Here is a 25840-nt window from a genome sequence, read left to right as displayed (position 1 = left end):
TACTGAATTTAGCTCACTGCTCAATTTCTTTGTCGGTACACTCTTATTGTCAATTCGTTTAAACCAAGCCTCAGTACCTTTTTTAGTCGGTACTCCGTTTGCTGTGAATGCCCAAATATTTCCTCTCTGTCGAGGACTATAACTGATATGAATGGGTCGATCGCCCCCATAGTAGTACAACGAGTCAAACGGTAGCTGCTGTTCTAGAATCCACTCTATAAGGCGATCGCTCCCCAAGCCCACAATCTGAAAATCACAGGCAGCACCGAGGCGATCGCAGCTTACACTGGAGAAACGGTAGGCGCGATCGCTCATGCATACACAAAATCAGAAATTGAGCCAAGTATGGAAAAAAACTTATTGCAACGCATCACGCATAATCCAGATATCTGTCATGGGAAACCTTGCATTCGTGGATTACGTTACCCCGTCGAGTTCATCCTTGAGCTTCTGAGTTCCGGCATGACAAATGAAGAGATTCTTGCCGACTATGACGATCTGGAATCAGACGATATTCTTGCCGTTTTTCTGTTTGCCGCTCGTCTTAGCCAGGTTAAGAGCATTCACAAGCTGGCATCATGAAATTTCTTGTTGATGCTCAACTGCCCATTCGGCTTGCTCGACTGCTTCAAGAAGCTGGCTACGACACTATTCACACCAGAGATCTTCCTCAGCAAAATGCCACTCCAGACTCAATCATCAACACACTTTCTGTTCAGCAAGAGCGAATTGTTGTTACCAAAGACTCAGATTTTGTCGATTCCTTCCTCACTGTGCAGCAGCCCTATAAACTTCTGCTAGTCACGACAGGAAACATCAAAAACTCAGAACTAGAAACCCTCTTTGCTGCAAACCTATCCCTGATTGTTGATCTGCTTTCCCAAAACAACTACATCGAATTGAGCAGAGACTCCGTGATTATCCATCAGTAGCAGAGTAAAAATTTCAGGTTTGATGATTCGCTCAATCATACATCCAACTGTTGAAATCGTTCAACCAGTTGGGTTCGCTTTTGTTCCCACCAATCGTCCGTTGCTTCAACTGGCTCTCCACTCTCCAGACCTTCTAATAACAGAGCCTCAATGTGCTCTTGTTGGGCAATGCGCTCCTGCTCCCGCACAATCAGATGATAGACATACTCATTGGCTGAATTGAAGCCTGCTGCGATCGCTTGCTCCTCTACAAAGGTTTTAATCTGATCTGGAAGGGAGATATTCAGCATTCGTCACCATCCTCAAGCTGTCACATCATCTGCTTTTAGGATAGCTAGAAACGTGGCTCCACTTGCTCAAGCCACCGCTCGATCCCTTTTCTCGTTGGCACTCCCCTCCCTGTGAATGTCCAGATGTCTCGCTTGTGTTGAGAGCCATAGCTGATATGAATTGGTCGATCGCTGCCATAGTAGTATAGTGAATCAAACGGCAATCGCTGTTCTAGAATCCACTCCACGAGGCGATCGCTTTCCATCCCCACAATCCGAAAATCACAGGCAGCACCGAGGCGATCGCAATAATACTTGCCATTTCGGTTCTTCTCATGCGCCATGTGCTGATCTCGGCTGGGATCAACTCGTCCATTTTTAATCCCTGTCTCTGGGTCTTTCTGGCTCAAGAACCGCTTCAAGTCCTTTGAGCAGAAGCCATAAGTCAACTGAAACCGCTCCCTGCCGAAGTGAGCAATCACGGGGGCAAGGATGTGTTGACACAAAGCTTCTAACGCTGGAATTGTCTCTTCCAGGTTTTTAGGGTATGGGTCAATCCGATCCACATACTTCTGGTAGGTTTGAGTGCAAGTGCAAAACTCTTCAAGACTGAGATATTGTCCAAGCAGTTGAGAGAGTTGAAACTTCTCAACTCTATTCATCTGCTCACTCATACCGTGCCAACCATGTTAGTGGAAAAACGCGACGACCCAATGTTTCACACTTTACAACAACCTTTTGATTCTGGATCGCTCGCACTGTCCAGATCGCCCTCACTTCATTAGAGAGACAGCTATTTCCTTCACCTGATAAAACAGCACGATCGCCAACTTGAAGCTCAGTATCAGTAACTGGGTAACAAACCCCCGTAGACTCAGTACTAGGTGCGGCATCAGGGAGGTAACAATGCAGTAACATTTAGGTAACAACTCGACTAAGTTCCAGTGGAATCCTTGCTACCATTACCTTTGAGTGAAACGCACTCTGTAGTAACACAGAACCAAGCTCAAACGACTGTTTTTTTGGGGTTCCAACCGTACTGTTATTCAATGTTACTGGGCTGTTACCCTGGTTGTTACCAGATTGCATATCATATACTGCAAGGCTTTAAGAACAATTGTTACCACTGTTGCCATCATTTTTCTTGATCTGAATTGCATAGGCTTTACCCGTAGCACCATTGTCGATCGCGTGACCTAGATCAACCACTCGCTTCATGAATCCTCTTGCTGCCTCAGCTTTGGGTTTCGGCTTACCAGACCACCAATGGATAACATTTCTGGCTGTAATCCACTCACGATCTCTAAATTTTTCGATGAAGCGAACAATCTTGGATGTTTCTTCATAGGAAACAGCACCAGCAGCAGCATAAATGAGCCGAGTTTGCCCAATTGACCATTCGGTAAAAGCGATCGCAGCTTCCAATAGATCACTAGCAACAATTCGGTCTGGAACTCTACCTTCAACAACAGCGTTAATGCAATGAGCAACCAGTGCTACTCTGGCAGCCCTCTCCCTACTTTTTGGATAAACTGCTCTGAGAGCTGGGTTAGGTTCGTTCACCTTGTGTTGCTCGCAGAAGATATGCCAATCTCGCCAAATTTCTCGACCTCGTTGGTCAAACTGATAAGTTTCAGGAGCCAAATTCTCCAAACCTTGATAAAGGCTTTGCAGTACTCCAAACAGATCGCAACCTGCTTCATCATCCGGAGGTGGCATTTCAGTAAGGGGTAATGGAATCCAAAGAAACCTAGCCCAGAAGCCATCAACGTCATCCAAATCGCTCATCACTTTCCGCAGTACGCAAGGTTGAATCGTTCCTGCCAGACTGATAGAAGTTTTGGCTATGGAGATTCGCTTTCCCACCTTGCGGTTAACTTTGAATGCTCCGCCATTATAGGCAGACAAAAACTTTTGGCGATCGTTCCCTTTGCCACCAGCGCGGTACTGATTGAATCCATTGAAGAACCCTGCAAACTCATCGACCGGAATCACAACGCCCCGACCGGGCTGTCTACTCAAGCAATCTGCGATCGCCTCCAATGTCGTATCCAACAAATAATACTCGCGTTGAGCGGGTGGAGTGGGTTTATTGCCTCGTTCTTCCTTAGAACTCTTTTGCCAGTCTTCCAACTCGTCTTTATATTGCTCATTCTGGAGGGTGTAAATTTCATCCTCCTTGGCTTGCAACTCTTGCATAGGCTCAAGTAAGGTGTCGAAAATTGGCGATTTATTGGTTCCAGACTCACCTACAAGTCCTGACCAAAGGATTGGAGAGCAACGATAGTCTGAAGCAGCACTAATCTCCAGTTGGGTACCAAGCCTTAGCAAAGAAGCTGTCAATGGTAGCAAAATCCCTATGAATGCTTCCAGAGGGACGTTGAATTGTTTTGCCCGATGCATCAATAAGGCTGTTAAACGAGGAGAAAGCAATGTTTGAACTGGAGCAGCTTCCTCTGTCAACTTGACTAATAACTGAACTTCTTGAGCTAGCTCCTCAGAATCTTCGTCCAAATCTTCCAAGGGTTGGCTACTACTGCCTTGAATAACAGTTAGTGCAGGGCGATCGCCTCTATCCTCCTTAAACGGTGACTGCCAACCGTTTTGTTTCGCCATCAAGCCCAATGTTCCCAATGTAATCCCGCCACTGGGGTCGAAAGACTCCCATTTCCTCTCGCAAGCTTCTGGTTCATAATTAGCAGCTCCCCGGCTCCAGTTATCCCAGTCAGCCAACAGGTCTTCCCCTGCCGAACGCAGCGCCATGCCAACGTGAAGCCACGTATCGTAATCTTCGGTCATAGGAATGGCCGCCAAATAGGAAATTGCCCAATCCCGCTCAGTCCAAGTTCGCAGATATGAGTGATACCCAAATTTCACTTGCGCAGGCTCTTGGGAAGGAGTATCCTGCAACATTTGCTCAATTATCCAATCTGGAACCGCTGCCACCTCACATTCCTGAGGGGACTGACCTGGCAACCAACAGTAAGAGCCAGTAGTTGGATGGTATCCCGCTACGACAGACTGGCTCCCGTCCCAACGGAACTCCAATTGTTCCGGTTTCCCATCCTTTCCTTGAGTTCCAGTAGCCAGTTTCTTAGTAGAGATAGCCCCCCAAAACTGCTCAGGAATACGGTAGATCAATTGATAACGCCCTGTTCGACGCGACGTAACAGCAACTGTTTTGGGCAGTGCTTCTGCCACAGATTGCTCCGAAAGCCTCTCAATAAGAGAGTCGCAGCTTTCGCCATCGTGATCAACAAATAGCAGCCCACCCGACGGTGTTCCACACAAAACTCCAATTGCAGCCCACCAAGCAATTGGTGGATGAAAAATTTCTCCCTTCTTGGACTTCACTGAAAGCGATTCAAATTTTCCAATTCGAATTGCCAGTTCAAAGTCTGACTGACTCAAGGGTATAGCTGTCCAATCCCGTCCCAAGGGTGCTTTTTTGTCGCCCACGGCAACCAATGCCCATGATTCAGGCAATGTTTTCACCTCTTCGAGAAGTTGCTGAGGTGTAATCTTGGAATTACTGCTAGGATAATTACCAGAAAATGTTTTTTCAGAGCGATCGCTGCTTGCAACGGCGATCGCCTTTTCATGACGTTCAGTCATGGTTAAGCCCTCCTTTTTTTATTAGAAAATGGACGAAGACAGTCGTCAAATCGCGTTATATCTGTATCGAAGTTCAGATAGTAGAGTTAGTGTTGCTGATAAAACTCACCTTGTGCTTTTGCGAGCCTTTTCTCCTTCTAGACTCGCCAAGTAGCGCAAGATTTCTTTCTCGTGTGCTGCGGGATTATGGCGCGTTGCCAGCCAATTCAAGCAAAGTTCCAAATTGTAGCGGATACTTCTGGAGTTCTGCTTTACGTAATGAACCCCCTCTTGCCAATCGCCTCGCTGCCGAATAGCTTTTATTGTGTGCGGACTGTACCCTATATGTTTTGCCAAAACTTGTTTGGTACAAAAAGTAAAGTGCATTTTAATTCCTTGGTTCCTGGAGGTTTGCAACTTCTCTCAGCGGTTGAAAAGTTAGTGATAACCTTCCAACGATTCGACACCTTCAACCCACTTCTAGCAGTAAGGTTCAATATTTTTCAGGTGTGTTGGACTTTATCGTAGAGATAAGACTTTTTGAAGTCGCGTTTTGTGCAACCTTTTTCTCAAGTACGGATTTTGCAGTAAACAAATTTTCTACTAATAAATCCCTGAAAGCCTTAAACCGCAAAGCTTTCAACTATTTCCGTATTAAATATCCAAAAATCTTGCTTTATGAAGATAGGTTAAGCACTGATCTTCATAAAAATATCTCCAGGTTCTAGTGCGTCTAGATATCTGGAAAGAGCAGATAAAAACAAAAGTTTGCTCGAAACTCTAGCTATTTGGCTTCAGAACTGTCTTGCTCTTATTAAAAAGAACTAAACTCTTGTCTTCCAGCAGATAGCCTACCTGAAGTTTATTGTTTCGAATTTCCCGATGGCATCGTTTGAGAGTCGCTGTGAATCCTGCAAATTCCCGATGCCGGAATTGCTCGTTGTTTTGAGCGTGATAAATGGCACAAAAGAATAGAGCTTCTGAGACAGTAGAAGATACTAGGCTGTTATTGAATTGCACTTTGGAGGGATTTTCCAGATATGTAAAGAATTGGCTCGCTTGTGCCATTACCTTGCGCTTTCCTTGAAAAATGATCTCGCCAGTGACGTTAATCAGTCCAACAGATTGCATCGATCTGTACATCAAATCCCACTCAACAGCACACCAAAACTCTTCAAAGGAATTAAATTCCTCTTGAAAGGGATTCAAATTTAGTTTCGAGTCCTGAAGGGAAATAAAAAAATCTTGATAAAGAATCGCCGCCATTGCCCGACGCGCAAGAGAAGCGTCAGCGCATGGTTTATAAAGGTTGGCTTTTGTATTGGCGTACATATTTTGCAATGCTTCTAAATCCATCAAGAATGCTTTCTGCCAATCGTTGGTTGAACAACTATGCTGGAAGAAGGCATCAAGCACAATCTTGGCATTACCATGTTCAAAGTCTTTGAGGTTTAGATACCTGTTTCGAATAACGATTTCCGGTAAAAAGCGCAAATACCGTAAGGCATCAAGAGTTTTTTGCGTAGTTTTGGGTTGGGCAATTGTGTGCTTCATTAAGATATACGGATTTGGATTTTAGCAGCAAAACTAATAATGGCATTGGGGCAACAAGTTAGAGAGAAATTTGAATACTTTGAAATATTTTATGAGTACTCATCGTATTGTTTAGGAAGATTCACCGAGAAGCTTCTTTTTTCCACCTTCGCACTGTATCAGCCGAAACTCCCAGCATCATCTCAATCTGCGGAGGAGTGTTGCCCTGCTCGAGTAACTTTAAGCATTGTTGACGAAACTCAGGAGAATACACTTTTGGACGACCACCTCCAAAAATTCGTTCTCGCTGGACACCCGTTTCTTTCACCCACTTTTGAATTAAGAACACCGATATTGCTGTGATGGATGCAATCGCCTTATAAGACTTGCCTTGCAAGTACAATTCGCAACATTGCTGTTTTTCTGCATCTGAGTAGGGTTGCTGTAATCTACTCGATCGCCCCATTCCTGCTTGCCTGACCCAGAACGAAAGAACTTCTGCCGAAACGCCTGTCTGTTCTTCAATTTGGTAAAGCTCCAAACCGCTCTGATAAAACTGCAAACATTGAGCTTTCGTTTCAGAGGAATGTGCTCTGGCTCCACTCATTAAACCTGCTTCTCGGAGCCAAGTTCGCATTTCCCTGAGATTAGTTGCACCTGTCATCCATTGAATCTGGTGTAACGTATAGCCACAAGCGTACAGTTCGCAACATTGCTGTCTTACCGCATTTGAATCAGCTGGAGGTTGGTCAGGTGGCAGCAGACTTGGCATAACCGTTTCAGGGTCTGGAGCTAACATTGTCTGCATCTTTTGTACCAAGGCTCTGAAAGCAGGGCATCTCAGACAGCGATCGTGTGTTCCTGGAGCTGAACACTGGCAAGGCGACTGCCAGGTTTTTAGAGCTTCTGCCTTCACTCGAAGAAACGCATCAGCAGCCTGTTGCATTTGGTAGATAAGCTGACCCGTCATGACCTTGACCTCTCTGAATCATCAACTTGCAAAACGTTAAAGTTTGTGTTCAATTGCTACAACCTTACCGTCTCGAACCAGAATCCTGTTAAGAAGTTTTTCGTACAGCAATTCTCGCTCTTGGTAGGTGCGGGTATGCCAGAAGCTCAGATCACGCGCTTGAGGATGGTTCATGATCTCGTGGGCTGTCGCAGATTCCAGGAGGAACAACTCGCTCTGTACCTCCAAGCGTTCGATTTCCTGGACTAGCTCATACCGAGCACGTTTCAGCGCATCTCCCATTCCTTGAGTCAGCGCTTGGTCAAGCACCTGAAGCTGCTGGCGCAAGTTCACCAATTCAGCAGATTCTTGGGGAGAGGTGGCCTTTGATTCTTGAGCCAATTGTTTCGCATATTGGAAGAAGCACTGTACAACTGCTTCATCAATTTTTTCCACTCGAATGCACTTACGTTCTGCACACCCTATTGAAGAGTTGCGGCAACCGTAGTATCTGTATTCTGCACTGCGCTTTAGCACCATTTTGTGCCCACACCGATCACAGAACACTAATCCTGTGAGGTGAAATTTTGACCCTGGAGTACCAACTTTCCGCTCATTATTTTTTAAGAGAAGCTGAATCTCAACAAACACATCATCAGTGAGCAGACCCTGATCGGGATGGGTATCATAGTGTATTTCCCACTCATGGGACGGTTTTTGTCCTCCCTGCTTGTGATATTTGCAATAAGCAGTATGACCGCGCAAGACAGGATTTTGTACCCATTCCACAAAGCTATGTCCCGAGCTCCAAAATAGTAATTCGTTTGAAAGTACTAAATTGGTGCGTTTACGCCGTTTTTGACGATTTTCCTCTTCGGCTACAGTGCATTTCTTTTCTTCCTGAACATCTACAAAGGCTTTTCGTTCCACACCATACTTGGAATACAGGTGTCTTAGAACTTGCCGGGGCCGTTGCAACTCGCGTAATAAGAGAATGGCTTCACGGGCAATATCAGAGCGACTGATACCGGACAGCAGCGGAGAAGTATCTGATTCATCATGCAGAGTCAGATAGTCTGCTGGGCGGTTTTGCAATAAACAAATGATGGGAGAAGTATCAAGCCAATACCGATCGTCTCGAATGACATATCCCCAAGGGGCACGTGTCCAAGCAACTTGTCGCTTTCGTCGGTAAGCATGCCCTTTCAGGATGCGTTCACGTAGCATCCGTCTTTCATGAACAGCAAAAATAGCCTGCATATCTGCACTTAGTTCACCGGATGCAGTGCTGAGATCAACTTCGCCTTGATCAAGAAGCCGTAGGCGTACACCTGAATCTTGCAGAATCTGCTTCAGTTGCAAATAAATTTCTTGGTTTCGGGTTAAGCGATCCCACCGAGTTGCAATCACTGCACTAATTTCACCTTGATGAATCAGTTCCATCATTCGGTTGAAATGGAGTCTGGTTTTGCTGTTCCCTGATTCAATATCAAAGAATAGTTGATCAACATTTTCTAGCTTTAGTCGATCGATTTGTTGTTGTGCTGCGTATTGATTTTCTGCCTGCTCATAACTGGACACACGTCCATAAGCAACGATTTTGCCTGCTTTTAGCATTGTTGTTGAACTTCTTGACTCAAACGAAGATGATTGTGATGTTAGAGCGATCGAGCAAAAGTTGTTTTTGGCGATAGAATCAGCTTCAGATCTTCATAAATGATAGAACAAATTTGTGCAATTGTTAATTGGATGACAGCTGCACAAATTTGCAATTTCTTATTAGCAAAACATTTTATTGCTTGGTTCTTTTTGGGTATATTTAAGGGTTTTTCCGTCTTTTTGGGTTGTTTTATCAAAGGTTGAACTAATGAATTATTTTTCCTGCCTAACAACAAGTTAACGCAGCAGCAATTTTTCTTAACGCCTTTCTGATTTGAATAATGAAGATATGGGAAGAAAGAATAGCAAAAAAGAGAAAACGGACAAGGATTAGTTTACAAAATGTGCAATAAGATAAAACGCAAGAGAAACAACCAAGGATTAGTACTGCGATCAGATGTTGTAAGGAGTTGAAATAGGGAAAAATTTGACCAACTTTTCCTTTATTCTCCTTCCCTTACTAATCCACAGGTCTCAATTGAGCAATTTTGAGTTTATCCAGATAATGGTGCTCGATCATTGCCACACTGGTATCACACCACTGAGCAATCACTCCAGTCGGAACTCCTTTCAACAGCTGCAAAGTGATGAATGTATCTCTACAAGAGTAAGGAGTCGTATTAGGCTTAATAGGATCGACGATAGAGATCCAAGCTCTGCGGCGAAAGTTTCGGTAATTGATCGAATCCCCATTGATGGACGGAAACACAAGGAGATCTGCTGCAGGTTTCTTCGGTCTAATTTTGAACAAAAGCACTTGAGTGGCATGACTGGCAGAAATCAATCGCGTCCTGTTATTTTTGCTACCTTCACTGCGAACCCTCTGATTGCCTACTTGTACCAGTGACCCTGTGAAATGAATTGTTCCGCAGTCGGTTGAAATATTACCCCAACTTAAACCAATCGCTTCACTGGGTCTACAACCGACCCGAAACAGAAATTCGACAAATGGTGCATAATGTTGATAATTCATGCCCGATCGCTGATCACTACGAAATGCCTCAAGAACTTTTTCCATTTCCTCTTGGCTAAAGGCGTTTGGCTGAGGATCAGTGATGTAACGAGGTTTTGGCATTTCACCAGCCATACCAACATAGGGAGTTGAAGTAATAATTTTACGTTTACAAGCCCATTGGGTAGCTGCATTGAGATAGGTTAGGGCGTCTCTTACTCGATCAACAGTCGTAATTTCTTCAAGACTTGCCTTAACTTGCATGGCATCTTCAATCGGAATTTCTCCTAATTTAGAAAATAGCCGTGTAAAGTTTTCATACTTTTCTACCGTCTTCGGTTTCAACTGGCGACGTTTGCTCTCAAAATACCCCTTCCAAATAGTTAAAACGGTAGGGATTGAAGCAATTGAGGTAACGGGCTCATCCGTTATTAGGCTCGATCCAATTTTGTACTTTTCCAAGTTGCCAGGATCGAATTGACCATACTCAATATCTTTCTGAATTTCAAAAGCCCTATCTTGAGCTTGCTTGCGATTGAAGGGAGTATCTGCCACTCCCAGACTGAGGTAATGACGCTTGCCGCCGAATGAAAATACAAGTTGAAGCCGATTATTGCTGACCTTAACTTGTATCGAACCTGCCTTAGATTTTTTGCGTTGTCTAGATCTAGAATGCATGGAAACTCTAGTAGCTTTGTTCTATGACATATCCTACTGGGATCGCTTGTCTACCCCAATCCTTACCCCAATTGTTTGTCTAAATTACTCCAAACTTCTCAAAAAAAATACATCAGAACTAAAAACCTCCAGGAATTCAAAACGACGTAAAGCTCTGATGGTGTGAGCTTTACGTCGTTTTGAAGATGGTTTCGGTCGTATGGGCGATACTGGATTTGAACCAGTGACCCCTTCCGTGTGAAGGAAGTGCGCTACCACTGTGCTAATCGCCCGAACAGGTTATTAATCTAACTGCCCAGAGATTTCATTAATCCAAATCCCTGGTGCAAACAGACTGAAATTAGTTTAGCAGATTCCATCACATAAATTTTAGACTCAGCATCAATCGCATTCCCTGGATCAATCTCGATCGCCCTTCACATCAATCGTCCCCTGATGTAAACAGTCCCGATAAAATGGTGAGGGCATACCTCACCCCCAAAATAGTTCCTTGAGTTGTAATTCAGATTCTACCCACCCTGCATCCAATCGTTCGATCGGTGTGCTGTATGCACTTTTAGCGTACGGTGCGTGGGGATTTTTGCCCATCTACTGGAAATTGTTTGGTCAAGTTCCCGCCGTGGAAGTGCTCACCCATCGCATCCTTTGGTCAATGGTGTTCCTGAGTGGACTGTTGCTGTTTCAGCGACGGGGTGCCGAACTTCAGCAGATCTTGCGTACTCCTCGTCATCTTGGAGTTTTGTTTACCACTGCGGTATTGCTGTCGCTGAATTGGGGGCTATACATTTATGGCGTGAATACCGATCGCGTCGTGGAAACCAGTTTGGGCTATTTCATTAATCCCTTGGTGAACGTCCTGCTTGGTTTTCTGTTTCTCAAGGAGCGACTCAACCGAGGGCAAACGATCGCCGTTGCTCTGGCCGTGCTGGGAGTGGCTAATTTCATCTGGTATTTCGGACAGGTGCCCTGGATTGCCCTGGGGCTGGCGTTTACTTTTGCTGTGTATGGGCTGTTGCGAAAAACGACTGCGGTTGCACCAATGGTTGGGCTGGCAGTAGAAACATTATCCGTCACGCCGATCGCGCTGATCCTGGTGGGCTATTGGGCAAGTACCGGGGAAGGACATTTGGTGGCAGATGGATGGATTACGCTCCTGTTCATTGGCGCAGGGATCATGACCTCCTTTCCCCTGCTGTGGTTTAACAATGCTGCCAAGCGTTTACCGCTCTCAACCCTGGGATTTTTCCAGTATCTTGCTCCTAGTTTTCAGTTAATGTTGGGTGTATTTTTGTATCATGAACCCTTCACGCAAATTCATGCCGTTACCTTTGGGTTTATCTGGACAGCGCTGGCAGTCTATTCCTACTCATCCTGGATGAAATATCGATCGCAGTTGGTTCAGTAACTGTAGGGATATTGGGCTGGGCTACCAGATCTAGAATCCAGAATCCAGAATCCAGAATCCAGAACTCAAATCTATAATCGCCCAGATGGGTGAACCGTTTGTAGGATGAGGAGAGGCTGAGGATGCAATAAATTAAAAACATGAAAGCAATCGTTCAGCTTTCAAAGCTATCCAAATCAGGTTAAAAACATGAAAGCAATCGTTCAGCTTTCAAAGCTATCCAAATCATGCAAGCAGGATTTGAAAGCGGAATGAGAGAGGATTTCTGAAGGAATGTACCTCGACTAGATTGTTGAACAAGACTTAGATTTTAGAGGTGAATGAAGCGATCGACAATCAGATGAACATAACCTCCTCATGAAGCAGAATCAATAGGCGATGCAGTGGGAACAAGCCATGCTGATGCGATCGGATGAATCAATTGGATTGTCAGCTAAGTAGGACAGCAGATAGATTTGAGTGATTTCCAAAGTTGAGAGATAAGATCACCCCCAGTGTAATTGACTGGGGTTTTTTCTTGCATTGCTCCCCAAATTTGCTTGTCCTGAAAGCATGATTTGCTGACTAACGTATTAACTGCTTCTTCAGATAGTAGAACGGACTCATCACCCCACCCCAAAAGAAAGCCAATTCACAGGCCAGGTCAAGTTCTTTGTAGACTCGATCGCCATAGCGAATCAAGTGCCCCAGCAAACGGCGAATACTACCCAAAAAGCTTTTGATCAGCAAAAAGGGTCTTTGCCAGGGTTGAGCTAGAATGAGCCGAATTTCGCACGTACACAGACCATAGGTTCGAGCAATGCGCACCAAATAATTCCGCTCCATGCGCCAGGCGGGAATTAAATGATCAATTTTTTGGGCTGGGTTGTACCAAACTTTCCAGCCATGCCGATAGAGATGGAGGGAAATCTCATAATCATGTCCCCCCCGATGGGCACGAGTGAAGCGATCGGGCATACAGTCTAACCAGGCTTGCCTGCGGACAACCAAACCCGCTCCAGGTGGCAATCTCAGACGTTCTGGCTCAAAGGGTTTTACCTCATTCGCGTATTTCCGGATGACCAAATATTTTTTTACCTTGTCAAATCCGGCTGGGGGTTCCACCTCGTATTGCCCCAGAATTTGTCCACCATAGGAACCCACTTCAGGATGTGCAGCACCAAACTGACATGCAGCAGCAACCCAGTCAGCAGCCGGAAGATTATCATCATCTAGAAAACCAACCAGGTTTCCCCTGGCTTCTTTTACGGCGCGTTGTCGAGCGTAGGCTGACCCCTGCCGAGGTTCAAGGCAGTAATTTAAAGGCGTATCGGGAAGCCAATGTTTCTGAAAGCAATGAACAACTTCAGCCGTCTGATCGGAGCTATTGTTATCCACTACAATCACTTCCCAGGCGATCGACTCCGTGTTCACCTGAGCCTTTAATCGTTCCAGTACAAGCGGGAGTGTTTTCGCCCCGTTGTAGGTGGGAATTGCAACGGTAAAGTCAATATCCATAAACTTACGAACCTATTTGGGTTGAGCAAAATAGCCTTTTTGCCAGAGATAAAACGGACTCAACAAGCTGCTGAACAGCAGTTCCATTTCACAGGCTGCCACCAGATTTGTTTTAAGTTGACGACGATGTTTGAGCCAGTGCTGAATGACTTTGCGTAAATCATTCATCGTGTAGGCCAGAGACATCACTGATCGCTGCCAGGGTTTCAGTCCGGACATCCGCGTCACATATCGACTTAACCCAATGCCCCGAAAGAATGGAATCAAATAAGCACGTTCCAATCGCCAGGCGGGAATTTGATGCTGAATGAGCATGGCAGGGTTATACCAGATTTCCCAGCCCGATCGGTGGATATGCGCCAGAACTTCCGTATCTTCTCCGGTCAGCATGTTGCCATCCACTCGCCCGCCCAAAATCGTGTGGGATGGCACATTTTCTAACCAAACCGATCGTCGTACTACTAATCCAGCCGACGGTGGCAGGACTCGCTTAGAAGAGTTGTATTGCAATGGTTGAGAACCCCGTTCTGTGATGGCCAGAAACGGTAAAATTTGTTTGAACTCTGGTGGTGGCTCTACCTCAAACTGACCCTGAATTCGACTGGCAATTGCGCCTGCTTTTGGATACAGTTGAGCGAATTGATAGGCAGACATTACCCAATGTTGATCCGGAAGATTATCATCATCCAGGAAGCCAACTAGCGCACTATGGGATTCTTCGATCGCCCGCTTTCGCGCAAATCCTGCGCCTTGTTGTAGCTCTAAGCAGTATCGTAGAGGGCAGGGAAAATCAGATTGAAATGCTTTAACAACCTGCGCTGTTCCATCCTGGCTGTTGTTATCAATAACAATGACTTCCCACGTGAAGGCATTCAGATCAAAAAGATCAAGCAAACTGGGATCGATGAATTGCGATCGTAACCGTTCCAGCACCTCTGGTAGACGATGCTCACCGTTATAGGTCGGAATCGCAACGGTGAAGTCAACCATACATTACGCGCCTCCCATCGGCAAATTCTGCTCAAAACCCTTTTCCGGTCAGATTCAGTATTCCCGACTTTCAGGGACAATTCACATGACGCAGAGAATCCAGGCAGAGCAGGGTCAGGGCGCGTGGGGGGAAGCTTCGCATAAAAAATGGCACTCGCAATGAGTACCAATTTCGTCAGATCATTGTATGACGTAGCTGTTATGACTCGATCTGCTTACAGCATAGAAGGAACGCTAATTCCGCTCTGTCAAAGAAGATACGAAATGCCCCGAGGCTTTCAGCCTGCCGCTCTAGCATTGCAATTGGTATCAAATTATAACGATTTCTCAAGAGAGTTCAGAGTGGCTTCGGTTGACTCCAAATGCTTGAAACATTTGAATGGTAAATCAGTCTGGAACTTTTGAACGGTGCGACTGCTCTATACCATCGAGCCATATCGCTATACCATGCAACGGCAACGGCAACAGAAAGTCATGTTGGAGAGTCTTTCCCTGGAGGCTATTTCCCTGGAAGCTGTTTCCAAAACCCACACCGGGTCATTCGGTTCAAACCAGTTTTTCGGATATCCTGCGATCGGTTGTCTATAATGCTAAGTTGTGTAAATTCAGTCTACTATTTTAGGCAGACTTTGGTTTGATGTGATTCGAGCACATGAAACCGCCCCATCTGCGGGGAACCCGTTCAGGAGCATGAGGAGCCTTCGTTGATTTAGCAAACCAGTCAAGCATTGTCCTGATCAATTGGTTGAAATCTCCAGAATCTCCAGTTTGAGGTTTTGGCTGCACAAACACCGTCAAAATGACAGATAGGGATTTGGGGAAATGCCGACCATGAAAGAAAAAGCTTTGGCATCAAAACTGGTTTAGCTCAGGTGTAATTTATTCAGGTTAGGAGCGTTTATGAAGTCATTTATTCGCTGGAGCGCAATGTTAACCCTGGTTGGGAGCGTTCTATTCGGCTCACTGTTTGGAGCTGGAACACGCGCATTTGCCCTCCCCGATGATCAGGTGATGGAAAGGCTGGATACGGTTCCTGTTTTTACGCTGGTGGATGGTTCAGGTTCCCTGGTGGTTGCCACCTTCTCGGAACAGGAGGACGCTCCCCCGGTTGCAACAGTATTTATCAGCCACCAAGGAGCCGAGAACTTCCTGCGAAATATGCAGACCAGCAATCCTGAAATTGCTGAAGGGGTGCGCATTGCGCCAATTTCTCTGGGGCGGGTTTATGAAATTGCCCTGGCGGGACAGGAGGAAGAAAATCCGTTGCAGGTAGCATTTATTCCGGTGCGTCAAGAGGTGGATGCAGCCCTGGCCATTTTGGAAGAAGACGGACAAACGGTCGAGGAATTCCCAGGTGTGCCGTTGTTTGTGGCTAAGTCGGGTGAGGGCGAAAATGAAGCGATCTTGACGATTCGTCGGGGCGAGGAAGAAGTGATTCCGATGTACTTCAGCGAGGCAGACATTCAGGCAGCGATCGCAGAATTGCGGCAATCCCAGCCTGATTTGGCGGACACGGTTCGGGTTGAGGTGGTTCCCCTGGGACGACTGATTGAAAACCTGCGCACCAGCGATAATCCGGAGCTGAATCAAATTTATCTGGTTCCCCCCAGGGAAAGTTTGGAGTTTATTCGATCGCTCCAGGAGCGGGCAGCCGAACAGCAGCAACAACAAACTCCAGCCCCGTAACCTGCCTGAGTCGGTGAACAACTATCATGGATGGCTCGATTGCCCAGGTCGTAACCGGGTTAGAACTATGGCAGTGGCAGTCTGAGGCCAAGCAAAAGGCGATCGCAGGGTGCATTCCTCCAGACGAAGTAGATTGGCTGCTTCAGGAGGTGGCCAACCTCGATCGCCTTTCGTTGCGCCTGGAATTGTTTAAGACGCGCTCGGAAATTGCTTTGACGCGATCGCTGGCGGAATTATCCGACCTCTGGCAGCGTCGGGTCGAATCTCATATGCCTGTCCAGTATCTGGTTGGTGTGACCCCCTGGCGGAACTTCCGGTTGACGGTTTCGCCTGCGGTACTGATTCCCCGTCCTGAAACCGAAGAAATAATCGATTTAGCCGTTGCTGCGGTCGCCGACCAGAATTCTTCCCTCCAGACTGGACTTCAGACTGGACTTCAAACGGGACATTGGGTTGATCTGGGTACAGGCAGCGGGGCGATTATTCTGGGGCTGGCAGAGGTATTTCCCCAAGCAACGCTCCATGCAGTGGATTCCAGTCTCGAAGCTCTAACCCTTGCCCAGACGAATGCTCAACAACTGGCATACTGCGATCGGATTCAGTTTTATCAGGGGAGCTGGTTTGAACCGTTGGCCCACCTGAAGGGACAACTGAGCGGGATGGTTTCTAACCCGCCCTATATTCCCTATTCGATGATTCCTGACCTGCAACCCGAAGTCAGTTTACATGAACCCCATTCAGCCCTGGATGGCGGTGAGGATGGCTTGGACTGCATTCGGCATTTGGTAAGGACTGCCCCGGAGTATCTAATTTCCGGTGGAATTTGGCTGATTGAACTCATGGCTGGACAGGCAGAAACCGTCACCCAATTGCTCCAGGCGCAAGGCTGCTATCGATCGATTCAAATCCATAGGGATCTGGCAGGAATTGATCGGTTTGTTTTGGCCTATCGAGTTTGAGTGTCGAGTTTGAGTCCATCCTTACTGAGGCATTGTATTGTCCTGTGGGGGACTAATGCGAGCTAACGCCTCTCGAATTTGCGGTTGGGATAAAAATGCTTCGGCATCTTCCAGGAGTCGATCGCCCCACAGGTTAATCCGCAAGTACTCCAGGTCAGCATAACGGCTGTCCAACAGGAGTGCCGCTTCTCCTTTTTCTAAGGCCGCTTCCGTTTCTCCCTGAGCATAGAGCAGGACTGCGATCGCCAGTTGGGGTTCAGCCTGGGTTTCATCGATTGCTGCCGCCGCTTCCCATTTTTGCAGCGCCCCTGCCATATCCCCCTGCTCGTACAACACCAGACCAATGTTATTAATTGCAGGCCAGAACTCGGCATCAATGTCTACCGCTTTGCGGTATTGATCGATCGCATCATCGAACTGTTCCAGCATGTAATAGGCATTACCCAGATCAAACAGGGCACCAGGCACATCCGGACGCAACCGCAACCCGGACATAATATATTGAATCGCCAGATTGTAGTTTTCCTTCTGGAAGTAAGCCGAACCCAGGGCAAACAACACGCCAGAATTGTTCGCATCCAGCCTTCTAGCTCTCAACAAGGACTGAATACCGGGATCAACCTCACCCAGTTGCAAATACAAACTCCCCAACAATGCCCAGACATCAGCATTTTCTGGCAGCAGTTGAGAAGCAAGCTGGGCCCGTGCTAGAGCCAGTTCATATTGCTGGAACTGAGCCAATTGTGCGGCTTCCTGCGCCAGTCCCAGTCCCTGCTGTTCAAGTTGCTCGCTATCAAGCTGCAAAACATAAGGAACCAGGGCTTGTCCCTGAGCGGCGGGTTGGGCAACGACCCACAAACCTGCAACGAGGAGGAGAGAAAGAAGAGAGGAACGCTTGGGCACGGTTCGATTACCAAAAAATGCGAGGGTTCTCAGTAAGCTTAGATCATTTGGTTTCTATCGTTGCAAAAATCTTGATGAAACACCAGATGAGAACCTGAAAATTTAGTCATGATTCAGATCAGCACTCAAACCGGGTGTCAGATCACAGCAAGTTTTAAGATTCTCCGGCAAATTTCGTTGCGAGATAAGCGGACGTGTTAGAAATCAATGATAGAGCCAATGTAGTCATTACTAGCATTCATATACGAGTTTAGGCGAACGATGAACCAACTGACGCTGGAATGGGTAGAGGCAGGACAGGTTAAAACACAAACGATTGGCGATCGGCAGTCCAGTAAGCATCCTGGCACATTTCGGATTGGTCGTGATCCGGCTAAATGCGATCTGGTAATGACCCATCCGACGGTTTCAAAGCTCCATGTTGAGATCTTCTTTGGTGCGGAACAACGGACATTCTATCTGCGAAATCTCCGAGAAGCCAATCCCCCGTTAGTCGATCAAAAGCGGTTGACCCAGGGAGTCACGGGTTTACATCAGGGCGCAACCATCATGCTGGGCGATCTGGAAATTCGCGTCAAATCAGTGAGCGTACTCCCGGTGCTTGCCCCAACCTTTGTGACCCCCCAACATCCGGCTGCTAACCATCACCCAGTCGCTCAAGCGGCATCCCCTCAAGCCGTAGCTTCCCCAGCAGCAACCATGCCCTACGGATTGGAGTGCCCCAAATGTCATCATGTCTCTTCCTATGACCATTTGGAAACGGGTTGTGCCTGGTGTGGGACATCCCTGGCCGCCGCTCAAAGTGTCCTGCTGGTTCCCGAATAAATCCAACTGAAACCGTTCCACACTGCAAGGGATAACATTCAATAGGGACAAACGACGCTATGCAGATTCAACTTGCCTGGGATGATCCGGCGACTGGGGAACATCAATCGCCAACCCTGACTGTTCCGATCGCCTTTGGGCGAGAATTTGCGCGAATGCCTGCCACCCTGGAGGGACAGCAGGTAACTCGCATTGTCCTGGAAAGTGGTCAAGTTTCACGGTTTCATGCCCTGATTCAACCCGATGGTTCCGGGCTGGTGGTGGTGGATCAAAACAGCGCGAACGGGGTTTTTGTGAATGGCAATCGTCAATCTCGATCGTTTCTGGCGAATGGCGATGTGGTGCAGATTGGGCCGTATCACATTTCGGTGATTACGAATGCTGCCTCGACTCCACCCCCCCCAGCCGGCGGACGCGGCTCTACAATTATTTTTCATCCTGAAACCGATCTACCCGTTCCTCCCCTGCCCACCCCTCCCGCCACCCCGACCGTTGCCCCTTTTCCGCCAGCAATTTTTCAGGCTCAACACATTTCTCTGCAAGAGTTAGCCGCAACCGGATTTCCAGTCCAGGAATACGACTATGCCGCTCTGGGAGCAGGATTGGGCAGCTTTATCTGGGTTAATTTACTGCGAATTGGTGGTGTTAAAGCCGATCGCATTGTGGCCCTGGGAATCGAAAGCAAGCCCTACGCCCGCTATCAACGGCTTTGCCTCAACTCACAAATTCCCGCCCGCGAACGGCTGCGATCGAACTCTGATTCCTGCCCCGACAACATTTGGGGCTGGCCCAGCTACGCCCTCCGCGAAGCCTGGCACGATTTTTCCCACGCTCGGATTGGTGCTTCTTTCCGGCATCTCTGGCAGGTGTTTGGTGAACCCACTTTCGCCGAAACCTATACGCCGCGATCGGGGAATGTCTTTGCTTCGATTGACCGGGAAGCCGATCGCATTGGTTGGAATCAGATTTATCAGTACGGCCGAATTCGGGCGATCCGCAAGACGGATGATGGACGGTATGTGATCGCTTACTCGCGGGCTTCTGCCAACCGCCGCGATTACGGTTACATCGTCGCCAAGTACGTCCATCTGGCGACCGGATATCCCGGCATTCAGGTTCTACCCGATCTGCAAGACTACCGGGAAAAAAACAGGGACTTTAAGTCTGTGGTGAATGCCTATGAGGAACATGAACACGTCTACAAGCATTTAGCTGAATTTGGCGGAACAGTGATGATTCGGGGCCGGGGTATTGTCGCCTCGCGGATTGTGCAACGGATTTACGAAATTCGCCAGAAAAACTCCAAGGTTGCCCTGCTCCATTTACTGCGATCGCCCAAACCCCAGGGAAACCGCTTCGGTAAAGCCCAACGTGCCGTCAAGAACTTCTACGAATTGCAACCCTTTAACTGGCCCAAAGCCTGCTGGGGGGGAGATCTGCGGGTGATGCTGGAAAAGGCAACCCCCGAACAGCGACAGCACCTTTTAAAGGATTGGGGCGGAACGACTACCGCCGATCGCAAGGACTGGCAAAAGATCGCCCAGGATGGATTGGCGCAGGGCTGGTATCAAGTCGTCTTTGGTGAAGTGGAAAAGGTGGAACCCGATGGCCAGGGAGGAACGCTCACCTACATTCAGGAACGCAACTTTAAGGGCAAAATTCAACTCCAGGCAGACTACATTATTGATGCCACCGGACTGGATGCCAAAGTGGAAACCAATCCCCTATTAGATGATCTGCTCAAACACTACCACCTACCCATTAATCCCCTTGGGCGGCTGGCGGTGTCCAATGACTTTGAGCTACCCGAAATGCAGTCTGGACAGGGAAAAATGTATGCGGCTGGAGCCATGACCCTGGGTGGCCCCTATGCAGCTGTCGATAGTTTCCTGGGTCTGCAATATGCCGCCCTCCGCTCGGTCGATCATCTGGCTAAACATCGATCGCCCTCTCTTCGCCGGATTAACGGCCTCGGCTCCTTTTGCCAATGGCTGAAATGGGTCTTCAACCTCTCACCCCGCTAACGAAGCAGTAGAAAGTAAAGGACAGACTGGTTGGCAGTCCCGATACCTGCGCTGAAGGACAGACTCACTGGCAGGCAAGATGCCTGCGCTACGGCTCCCGACTCCCGACTCCCGACTCCCCACTCCCGACTCCCCACTCCCGACTCCCCACTCCCATGACTCCCACTCTCTTCGGTCGCTGGCAAACCCGTATTCTTCTCTTCGCTATCGTAGGTTCGATCGTTTCTCTGCCTTTCTTCTTTCTCATGGGAAACAATCCAATCTTTTTTATCTTCCTGGCCTACCTGGCTGGAATTGGTCTGATTTGGGATGTTTTGTACAACTACCTGCAACGATATCGCTGGGATCATGACTGGCCTGCCGCGATGCAGCTTTTGGCTGGCATTTGGGAGGGGGTTTTCTTTGGTGTTTTGTTTACTTTTTTTCTCCTACCTGGCATTCCAACAGCCGTACCCCTGTGGCTATACCTGGTTCACTACAGTCTCGTTTGGTGCGCAATTTTTATCGTTTCCCAAAGCCTGATGCGCCTTATCTTTCCCCGCTGGCGGTTTAACGGCGGGCAGTGGTTATAAGCACTCTGAATCACTCTGGTCAAAATGAGATGGAACGAACCCGCAAACCTGCCGCCCAAAAATAAAATTGTCAAAGCGACGTAGAATTTGATAGTTATTTGGGGTACTGCAAAGAAGACCTGGAGCATTATGACTGAAGAATCCACTTCCATCTCTCAAGACCCTGCGACTCAAGAAATGGAAGAACCTGTCGCTATTCCTGCATTCGGTTGGACTCCCTATGCAGAAATTATTAATGGACGCTTTGCCATGATTGGCTTTGCTGCCTTGCTGATTTTGGAGCTGTTTACCCATCAAGATTTTTTTACCTGGCTGGGACTGCGCTGAGTCATCGGCTCAATTCAGTAAATTTTTGTATCACAGGCTACTGTTTTTTGATTTATGCTAGGCTGGAGATAATTAGACAGCATAAATTTGAAACAGGAAATGTCCAGTATGAACAGAAATCGCCAGCAAATGATTACTCAAGCCGTTCAAATGCATCGTGACAATTTGCGGAAAAACGTGCAGCGCCGCTTAGAAGTTGCCCGTTTGTCTGGAAACGATGCCTTGATTCGTCAGCTTGAGTCCGAAGCGAGCTACATCGGTTAATGCCAGAACGAAGAGTCCCTGAACGCCAATGATTGGCTCGATCGACTCTATCGTTCTTTGTTACTTTACTCCCTGCGCTTTAACTTTATACCAGATGAGGGTTTGAGCCTGGAGTATATTCAAATCATTAGAATAGAAGAGAGCTTGAAACTGTAGAATCAAGCTCTTTAGCGTTTTAAAGGGGATTGCAGCCGTGAAATTCAGATGGCATCGGCAAGTTGCCCCTCGAAAAACTGCCGATTCTAGCAGAGGTCAATTTTCATGATTTTCTAAGAACTGTTGCGATCCGTTACACTACTCATAGGTTTATTACATGAGTCACTCTCGTCCCATGCTGACGGAATTGTTAACGGAATTGCTCCCTTTTCAGTTGAAGCTAGACCCAACGCTTTTGGCTGGCATTACCCTGTGGTCGTTGGCACTGTACCTCGGACTGTTTCCCGTGAGCGAGTGGCTGATGGATCGGGTGGCGCAGTGGATGAATTTTGTGGAACGATCGCTCTATCCCTCTGCGGACGAATTTGAGCGCACCCGTAAAGGCAGGGAGTCCCAAAACGCCTTTCTCGCTTCACTGCTTAGCATTGTGCCGTTTTTGATTATCGGTGGATTGTGTAACTGGTTGGTGGAAATTAGCCTGGGACGCAGTTGGACGATCAGCATGGGAATTATCGCCTGTATTGCCTGCGGTGTGTATGAACTGGGGCGGCGAGACGGGCAGGAAAATCGAGGGTAGGTGGAGCATTCGGATCCCGTTCAGGTTGAGAAGATCTACGATCGAGGCAGATCCTGATCCCACTTCAACTCAATCTTTACCCCAGAATTCCCATGATGGTTTTCTCAAAATGGTTCCGACCCCTTGCCGTACTGGTGTTAACCCTGCTCCTGATCGTCGGCTGGCAGACCGTTACCCCTGCCCAAAGCAATACAGCCTTCCTGTCCTCACGGGTGTCTCGTCTGGAATCGGAAAATTCCTCCCTGCGATCGCGGATTAGCCGTTTGGAAGGCGACATTACCCGAATTAGCTCCAGCATCGGGCTGAACTACACCTATTCCACGCCATCGGAACCTGGCAGCCCGACTCCCGCAACGCCTGCTGCTGATCCCATGTTCGATCGGTTGGCAACTCTGGCCATTGAACTGCGCGATCGAATTATTACGCTGGAAAATCAGGTGGCGGATTTACAGCAGAGAGTTCCCTGACCCTTCAATCCACCTTTTCTCCACTCAGCACGAAGATTGGATCGACCGCAGCAAACACCTGACGGCTACCCCGCGTTTCTAAGCGATTAACGGCAGACTGTACCACCTCAATATTGCGGACTTGCAGCTCGGCCAATCCTTCGGAAATAGCGTATAGTCCCTCGAAGTTAGTCGCTGTGGCCACGATCCGTCCCTCCGGCTGAAGTCTCTGCCAAACCGCCTGCAAAATTTCCTTAATCGGTTGCCCGCCCTCCACACAAACGCAATCTGGCGCATCCTTCAGGTTATCCAAACAGGCGGGGGCACTGCCTTCTATCACCTCCACATTCTTCACCCCAAACCGATCGCAGTTGCGCCGAATCAGGCTGGCCACTTCCTCATCCCGTTCGATCGCAATCACCTGACCCTTGGGGCAGAGTAAACCGGCCTCAACCGGAATCGTTCCCGTTCCCGCCCCAATATCCCATAGCACCGAATTCGGTTTCAGCCGCAGGATGGACAGCAGCAACACCCGCACCTCCCGTTTGCTGAGGGGAATGCCAGGAATGCGTTCAAACAGGTGATCGGGGATGCCAGGAGTAACGTAGGGCCAGAGAGACATAGGAAGGACTGAGGACTGAGGACTGAGGACTGAGTAAGGAGAGAGGAAGTGGGAAGGAGGAAGTGGGAAGTGGGAAGTGGGAAGTGGGAAGTGGGAAGTGGGAAGTGGGAAGTGGGAAGGAGGGAGTGGGAGCATCCCATTGATGCAAATGGATCGATTTCCGTAGCGCAGGCATCTTGCCTGCCAGTGAACGATCCATCAGGCAAATGCAAAAGTGGGATACACCCGGATGAAGATGAGGTTTTTTTCTTTCCTCTTTCCTCTTCCCTCTTCCGCCTTCTGCCTTATCTCCTCACTCTATTGCCTCCAGAATACATTGGGTTCCCAGTAGCAGGATTTCGTTTTCTGCGTTTTCCACGATCGTACAGGGATTGATCATCCGGCGTAAAACTGGTCTGCCCTGTTCCAGGTTGGCTCTGGCCTCGCGGATGGCATCGGGATATTGCCGAATCCAGTTGGCTTCCAGGTAGTCGGGGTTGAACGAGGAGCGGGGAATCATCAGGTAATCTACCCCGTAGGTGCGGATGAAGTTGGCCAACTCGGCTGGATCACGGCTGTATTGTGCCTGGATAAAGTCCTCCACCCGCTGGCGAAACTGATTGGCATAGCCGACGTGGTAGGGAATGGCGTATTCCCGGCTGAACAGTACCGATCGATTGGTGAAGGAGGGAATATTATCCACTTCTCCGGTTGCCCCGGCAATCAGCGTATCTTTGGGCTGCTGGGCCAGGTATTCGTAAATTTCGGGAATTCGGCCGCGCATGTGGTTGGTGCGGGGAAAGTCGGGAACGGTGTTGGGATAAATCAGTAACGCGGTTCCGGCGAGGGCTGCAATGCCCCAGACCCAGAAGCGTTTGAGGGTTCCAGCCGCCGATCGCTGCAAGGAACGCAGTCCCCCTTCAAAAATCAGGCAAAAGCTGAAGGCCGTGCTGAAGGCAAGCACATAGCGCAGGGTGTAGGCAGTGTAACGGCTGGGCAGATGCAGCTTGAACAAAACCAGGTGGGCGGCAAAAAACCAAAATAGGGCAACGATGATGATTTGCAGCAGCAGGCGAATCTGGGGGGTGATCTGTCGCGCCAGGGGGAAGGGGTTGGGGAAGCGCATCAGCAAGGGGAGCAAAATGCCGATCGCCAGGGTGGCTGGTCTGAAGGCGGGAAAAAGACCGCTCCGACCATCGGCAAACCAGAAGTGGAGGGGGCGATCGTCGTAGAAAAAGCGGCTGCGTCCTCCCGCATTGAATTCTGGCAGTTCCCTGGCTTCTGCGGCAGTGATCGTAGGGCCAAAGTCTGAAGCGGTCAGGGCGTAGGGCAGCATGACTAAAACCGCAACGGCTAATCCCGCCGCACAAAACCAATAGTCCTTTTTGTCCTGGGAAAGCCGCAGTTTACCTTCCTGCCAGCGTAAGGGTTGCAGCACAAGCAATCCGGCAAACACGAAGACATACTGGGGATAAAACAATCCTTCCAGGGCGATCGTCACCAACAGGGGAACCAGCCGTCGTTTGAGCAGATAGTACAAAAACGCCAGAAACAGGGCAGGCATGAAGGCTCTGGGGGTTGCGGAAGCCACATCATCGTGAGTCCAGATCACCTGCTGAATCATCACCGATGAGAGGAAGGAGGTTAACGGAGCCGGAAGCAACTGCCAACTGACAAAGTAGCCATAGCCAGCCGCAATCAGTCCTAACGCCACGGGTAACAGCTTGGCCAGCAGCATCGGATCAATTCCCAGGAGCGCAAACAGGCGATAAAAGTGGGTGTAACCCCAGGGAGCCACCGACTGAAAGTAATCGGCAATCAGATTATCAGGAAACAGCCCAGGCTCCAGAAATCGCCGCATCCAGAAGACATGCTGACGGGCATCGTCCTGCACCACATACTCGCCACCAAAGGCAATTTGCAGGTACAAAATGCTGTAGATTGCCGCCACCGTCAGGGTTAGACTGAACCAGAAGATTTGACTCCCTCTGGCGGGTTTGGCAGCAAAACTATCGGCAAAGGCTCGTTGTAATCCCATTCAA

At 48.3% G+C, this 25840-nt stretch carries 26 protein-coding genes and 1 tRNA gene; 14 read left to right on the top strand and 13 right to left on the bottom strand.

The features are described from left to right. The first annotated feature begins 345 nt into the window (after positions 1-345). The gene (locus ACM1PF_RS31800) at positions 346-582 is read left to right on the top strand and encodes a DUF433 domain-containing protein (RefSeq protein ID WP_416670433.1); all 237 of its coding nucleotides are present in this window, start codon (positions 346-348) and stop codon (positions 580-582) included. Further along, entirely contained in the window at positions 579-932 is a 354-nt protein-coding gene (locus ACM1PF_RS31795) for a DUF5615 family PIN-like protein (protein WP_416670432.1), read from the top strand. The genes ACM1PF_RS31800 and ACM1PF_RS31795 overlap by 4 nt, the downstream gene beginning before the upstream one ends. Before the next feature lie 35 nt (positions 933-967). Here the strand turns inward: ACM1PF_RS31795 and ACM1PF_RS31790 are convergent, their stop codons facing one another. The 8 genes from ACM1PF_RS31790 to ACM1PF_RS31755 form a co-directional block, all read right to left on the bottom strand. Further along, the gene (locus ACM1PF_RS31790; RefSeq protein ID WP_416670431.1) at positions 968-1222 is read right to left on the bottom strand and encodes a ribbon-helix-helix domain-containing protein; all 255 of its coding nucleotides are present in this window, start codon (positions 1220-1222) and stop codon (positions 968-970) included. Positions 1223-1266: 44 nt separating this feature from the next. Then, complete coding sequence (locus ACM1PF_RS31785; RefSeq protein ID WP_416670430.1) at positions 1267-1863, bottom strand: hypothetical protein; 597 nt, start codon at positions 1861-1863, stop codon at positions 1267-1269. A 445-nt stretch (positions 1864-2308) separates the two neighbouring features. After that, positions 2309-4816, bottom strand: a complete 2508-nt coding sequence (locus ACM1PF_RS31780) for a DUF3987 domain-containing protein (protein ID WP_416670429.1) — start codon at positions 4814-4816, stop codon at positions 2309-2311. A gap of 759 nt (positions 4817-5575) precedes the next feature. Then, entirely contained in the window at positions 5576-6349 is a 774-nt protein-coding gene (locus ACM1PF_RS31775) for a hypothetical protein (protein WP_416670428.1), read from the bottom strand. A 121-nt stretch (positions 6350-6470) separates the two neighbouring features. After that, positions 6471-7298, bottom strand: a complete 828-nt coding sequence (locus tag ACM1PF_RS31770) for a hypothetical protein (protein WP_416670427.1) — start codon at positions 7296-7298, stop codon at positions 6471-6473. A 36-nt stretch (positions 7299-7334) separates the two neighbouring features. Continuing rightward, the gene (locus ACM1PF_RS31765; protein WP_416670426.1) at positions 7335-8894 is read right to left on the bottom strand and encodes a recombinase family protein; all 1560 of its coding nucleotides are present in this window, start codon (positions 8892-8894) and stop codon (positions 7335-7337) included. Between the two features lie 502 nt (positions 8895-9396). Then, complete coding sequence (locus tag ACM1PF_RS31760) at positions 9397-10566, bottom strand: Arm DNA-binding domain-containing protein (RefSeq protein ID WP_416670425.1); 1170 nt, start codon at positions 10564-10566, stop codon at positions 9397-9399. Positions 10567-10766: 200 nt separating this feature from the next. Then, positions 10767-10838 (bottom strand) — tRNA-Val (locus ACM1PF_RS31755). 218 nt (positions 10839-11056) lie between these two features. Here ACM1PF_RS31755 and rarD point away from each other — a divergent pair. Then, entirely contained in the window at positions 11057-11971 is a 915-nt protein-coding gene (gene rarD / locus ACM1PF_RS31750; RefSeq protein ID WP_416670424.1) for an EamA family transporter RarD, read from the top strand. A gap of 564 nt (positions 11972-12535) precedes the next feature. On the opposite strand, the gene hpsE (ACM1PF_RS31745) is transcribed toward rarD, so the two are convergent. Then, positions 12536-13468, bottom strand: coding sequence for a hormogonium polysaccharide biosynthesis glycosyltransferase HpsE (gene hpsE, locus ACM1PF_RS31745; RefSeq protein WP_416670423.1), 933 nt, complete (start codon positions 13466-13468; stop codon positions 12536-12538). Between the two features lie 12 nt (positions 13469-13480). Next, positions 13481-14458, bottom strand: coding sequence for a hormogonium polysaccharide biosynthesis glycosyltransferase HpsE (gene hpsE, locus ACM1PF_RS31740; RefSeq protein ID WP_416670422.1), 978 nt, complete (start codon positions 14456-14458; stop codon positions 13481-13483). A gap of 408 nt (positions 14459-14866) precedes the next feature. On the opposite strand from hpsE (ACM1PF_RS31740), the gene ACM1PF_RS31735 reads away from it, so the two are divergent. From ACM1PF_RS31735 to prmC, 3 genes are all read left to right on the top strand, one after another. Then, positions 14867-15046, top strand: coding sequence for a hypothetical protein (locus tag ACM1PF_RS31735; RefSeq protein WP_416670421.1), 180 nt, complete (start codon positions 14867-14869; stop codon positions 15044-15046). Between the two features lie 312 nt (positions 15047-15358). Then, positions 15359-16144, top strand: a complete 786-nt coding sequence (locus ACM1PF_RS31730) for a Tic22 family protein (protein ID WP_416670420.1) — start codon at positions 15359-15361, stop codon at positions 16142-16144. Between the two features lie 26 nt (positions 16145-16170). Continuing rightward, positions 16171-17103, top strand: a complete 933-nt coding sequence (prmC, locus tag ACM1PF_RS31725; protein WP_416670419.1) for a peptide chain release factor N(5)-glutamine methyltransferase — start codon at positions 16171-16173, stop codon at positions 17101-17103. A 21-nt stretch (positions 17104-17124) separates the two neighbouring features. Here the strand turns inward: prmC and ACM1PF_RS31720 are convergent, their stop codons facing one another. Continuing rightward, a complete protein-coding gene (locus ACM1PF_RS31720; protein ID WP_416670418.1) occupies positions 17125-18006 on the bottom strand; it encodes a tetratricopeptide repeat protein in 882 nt (293 codons plus the stop codon). A gap of 261 nt (positions 18007-18267) precedes the next feature. Between ACM1PF_RS31720 and ACM1PF_RS31715 the strand changes: the two genes are divergently transcribed. The 8 genes from ACM1PF_RS31715 (at position 18268) to ACM1PF_RS31680 (ending at position 23218) form a co-directional block, all read left to right on the top strand. Then, positions 18268-18831, top strand: a complete 564-nt coding sequence (locus ACM1PF_RS31715) for an FHA domain-containing protein (RefSeq protein WP_416670417.1) — start codon at positions 18268-18270, stop codon at positions 18829-18831. 59 nt (positions 18832-18890) lie between these two features. Next, complete coding sequence (locus ACM1PF_RS31710; protein ID WP_416670416.1) at positions 18891-20855, top strand: FHA domain-containing protein; 1965 nt, start codon at positions 18891-18893, stop codon at positions 20853-20855. A 30-nt stretch (positions 20856-20885) separates the two neighbouring features. Beyond that, entirely contained in the window at positions 20886-21014 is a 129-nt protein-coding gene (locus ACM1PF_RS31705) for a hypothetical protein (RefSeq protein WP_416670415.1), read from the top strand. Beyond that, positions 21011-21427, top strand: coding sequence for a hypothetical protein (locus tag ACM1PF_RS31700; RefSeq protein WP_416670414.1), 417 nt, complete (start codon positions 21011-21013; stop codon positions 21425-21427). The genes ACM1PF_RS31705 and ACM1PF_RS31700 overlap by 4 nt, the downstream gene beginning before the upstream one ends. 177 nt (positions 21428-21604) lie before the next feature. Next, complete coding sequence (locus ACM1PF_RS31695; RefSeq protein WP_416676897.1) at positions 21605-21754, top strand: chlorophyll a/b-binding protein; 150 nt, start codon at positions 21605-21607, stop codon at positions 21752-21754. A 108-nt stretch (positions 21755-21862) separates the two neighbouring features. Beyond that, positions 21863-22018: an arginine synthesis PII-interacting regulator PirA gene (locus tag ACM1PF_RS31690; RefSeq protein WP_416670413.1), complete on the top strand. Its 156-nt coding sequence runs from the start codon at positions 21863-21865 to the stop codon at positions 22016-22018. A gap of 343 nt (positions 22019-22361) precedes the next feature. Beyond that, the gene (locus ACM1PF_RS31685; protein ID WP_416676896.1) at positions 22362-22751 is read left to right on the top strand and encodes a hypothetical protein; all 390 of its coding nucleotides are present in this window, start codon (positions 22362-22364) and stop codon (positions 22749-22751) included. Positions 22752-22843: 92 nt separating this feature from the next. After that, positions 22844-23218, top strand: coding sequence for a hypothetical protein (locus tag ACM1PF_RS31680; protein ID WP_416670412.1), 375 nt, complete (start codon positions 22844-22846; stop codon positions 23216-23218). Positions 23219-23222: 4 nt separating this feature from the next. Here ACM1PF_RS31680 and cbiT read toward each other — a convergent pair whose 3' ends face one another. After that, entirely contained in the window at positions 23223-23819 is a 597-nt protein-coding gene (gene cbiT, locus ACM1PF_RS31675) for a precorrin-6Y C5,15-methyltransferase subunit CbiT (RefSeq protein WP_416670411.1), read from the bottom strand. A 292-nt stretch (positions 23820-24111) separates the two neighbouring features. Further along, positions 24112-25836, bottom strand: a complete 1725-nt coding sequence (locus ACM1PF_RS31670; protein ID WP_416670410.1) for a hypothetical protein — start codon at positions 25834-25836, stop codon at positions 24112-24114. Positions 25837-25840: the final 4 nt, after the last annotated feature.

The organism is Egbenema bharatensis FJBBOT/2019, assembly GCF_048077055.1.
GTDB classification, from domain to species: Bacteria; Cyanobacteriota; Cyanobacteriia; order Elainellales; family Elainellaceae; genus Egbenema; species Egbenema bharatensis.
This window is presented reverse-complemented; position numbering and strand designations above follow the sequence as displayed.

Coding starts and splice junctions, on each gene's coding strand:
- ACM1PF_RS31800 (WP_416670433.1), top strand. CDS start 346: ATGGAAAAAAACTTATTGCAACGCATCACGCATAATCCAGATATCTGT.
- ACM1PF_RS31795 (WP_416670432.1), top strand. CDS start 579: ATGAAATTTCTTGTTGATGCTCAACTGCCCATTCGGCTTGCTCGACTG.
- ACM1PF_RS31790 (WP_416670431.1), bottom strand. CDS start 1,222: ATGCTGAATATCTCCCTTCCAGATCAGATTAAAACCTTTGTAGAGGAG.
- ACM1PF_RS31785 (WP_416670430.1), bottom strand. CDS start 1,863: ATGAATAGAGTTGAGAAGTTTCAACTCTCTCAACTGCTTGGACAATAT.
- ACM1PF_RS31780 (WP_416670429.1), bottom strand. CDS start 4,816: ATGACTGAACGTCATGAAAAGGCGATCGCCGTTGCAAGCAGCGATCGC.
- ACM1PF_RS31775 (WP_416670428.1), bottom strand. CDS start 6,349: ATGAAGCACACAATTGCCCAACCCAAAACTACGCAAAAAACTCTTGAT.
- ACM1PF_RS31770 (WP_416670427.1), bottom strand. CDS start 7,298: ATGACGGGTCAGCTTATCTACCAAATGCAACAGGCTGCTGATGCGTTT.
- ACM1PF_RS31765 (WP_416670426.1), bottom strand. CDS start 8,894: ATGCTAAAAGCAGGCAAAATCGTTGCTTATGGACGTGTGTCCAGTTAT.
- ACM1PF_RS31760 (WP_416670425.1), bottom strand. CDS start 10,566: ATGCATTCTAGATCTAGACAACGCAAAAAATCTAAGGCAGGTTCGATA.
- hpsE (WP_416670423.1), bottom strand. CDS start 13,468: ATGGATATTGACTTTACCGTTGCAATTCCCACCTACAACGGGGCGAAA.
- hpsE (WP_416670422.1), bottom strand. CDS start 14,458: ATGGTTGACTTCACCGTTGCGATTCCGACCTATAACGGTGAGCATCGT.
- ACM1PF_RS31730 (WP_416670420.1), top strand. CDS start 15,359: ATGAAGTCATTTATTCGCTGGAGCGCAATGTTAACCCTGGTTGGGAGC.
- prmC (WP_416670419.1), top strand. CDS start 16,171: ATGGATGGCTCGATTGCCCAGGTCGTAACCGGGTTAGAACTATGGCAG.
- ACM1PF_RS31715 (WP_416670417.1), top strand. CDS start 18,268: ATGAACCAACTGACGCTGGAATGGGTAGAGGCAGGACAGGTTAAAACA.
- ACM1PF_RS31710 (WP_416670416.1), top strand. CDS start 18,891: ATGCAGATTCAACTTGCCTGGGATGATCCGGCGACTGGGGAACATCAA.
- ACM1PF_RS31700 (WP_416670414.1), top strand. CDS start 21,011: ATGACTCCCACTCTCTTCGGTCGCTGGCAAACCCGTATTCTTCTCTTC.
- ACM1PF_RS31695 (WP_416676897.1), top strand. CDS start 21,605: ATGGAAGAACCTGTCGCTATTCCTGCATTCGGTTGGACTCCCTATGCA.
- ACM1PF_RS31690 (WP_416670413.1), top strand. CDS start 21,863: ATGAACAGAAATCGCCAGCAAATGATTACTCAAGCCGTTCAAATGCAT.
- ACM1PF_RS31680 (WP_416670412.1), top strand. CDS start 22,844: ATGATGGTTTTCTCAAAATGGTTCCGACCCCTTGCCGTACTGGTGTTA.
- cbiT (WP_416670411.1), bottom strand. CDS start 23,819: ATGTCTCTCTGGCCCTACGTTACTCCTGGCATCCCCGATCACCTGTTT.
- ACM1PF_RS31670 (WP_416670410.1), bottom strand. CDS start 25,836: ATGGGATTACAACGAGCCTTTGCCGATAGTTTTGCTGCCAAACCCGCC.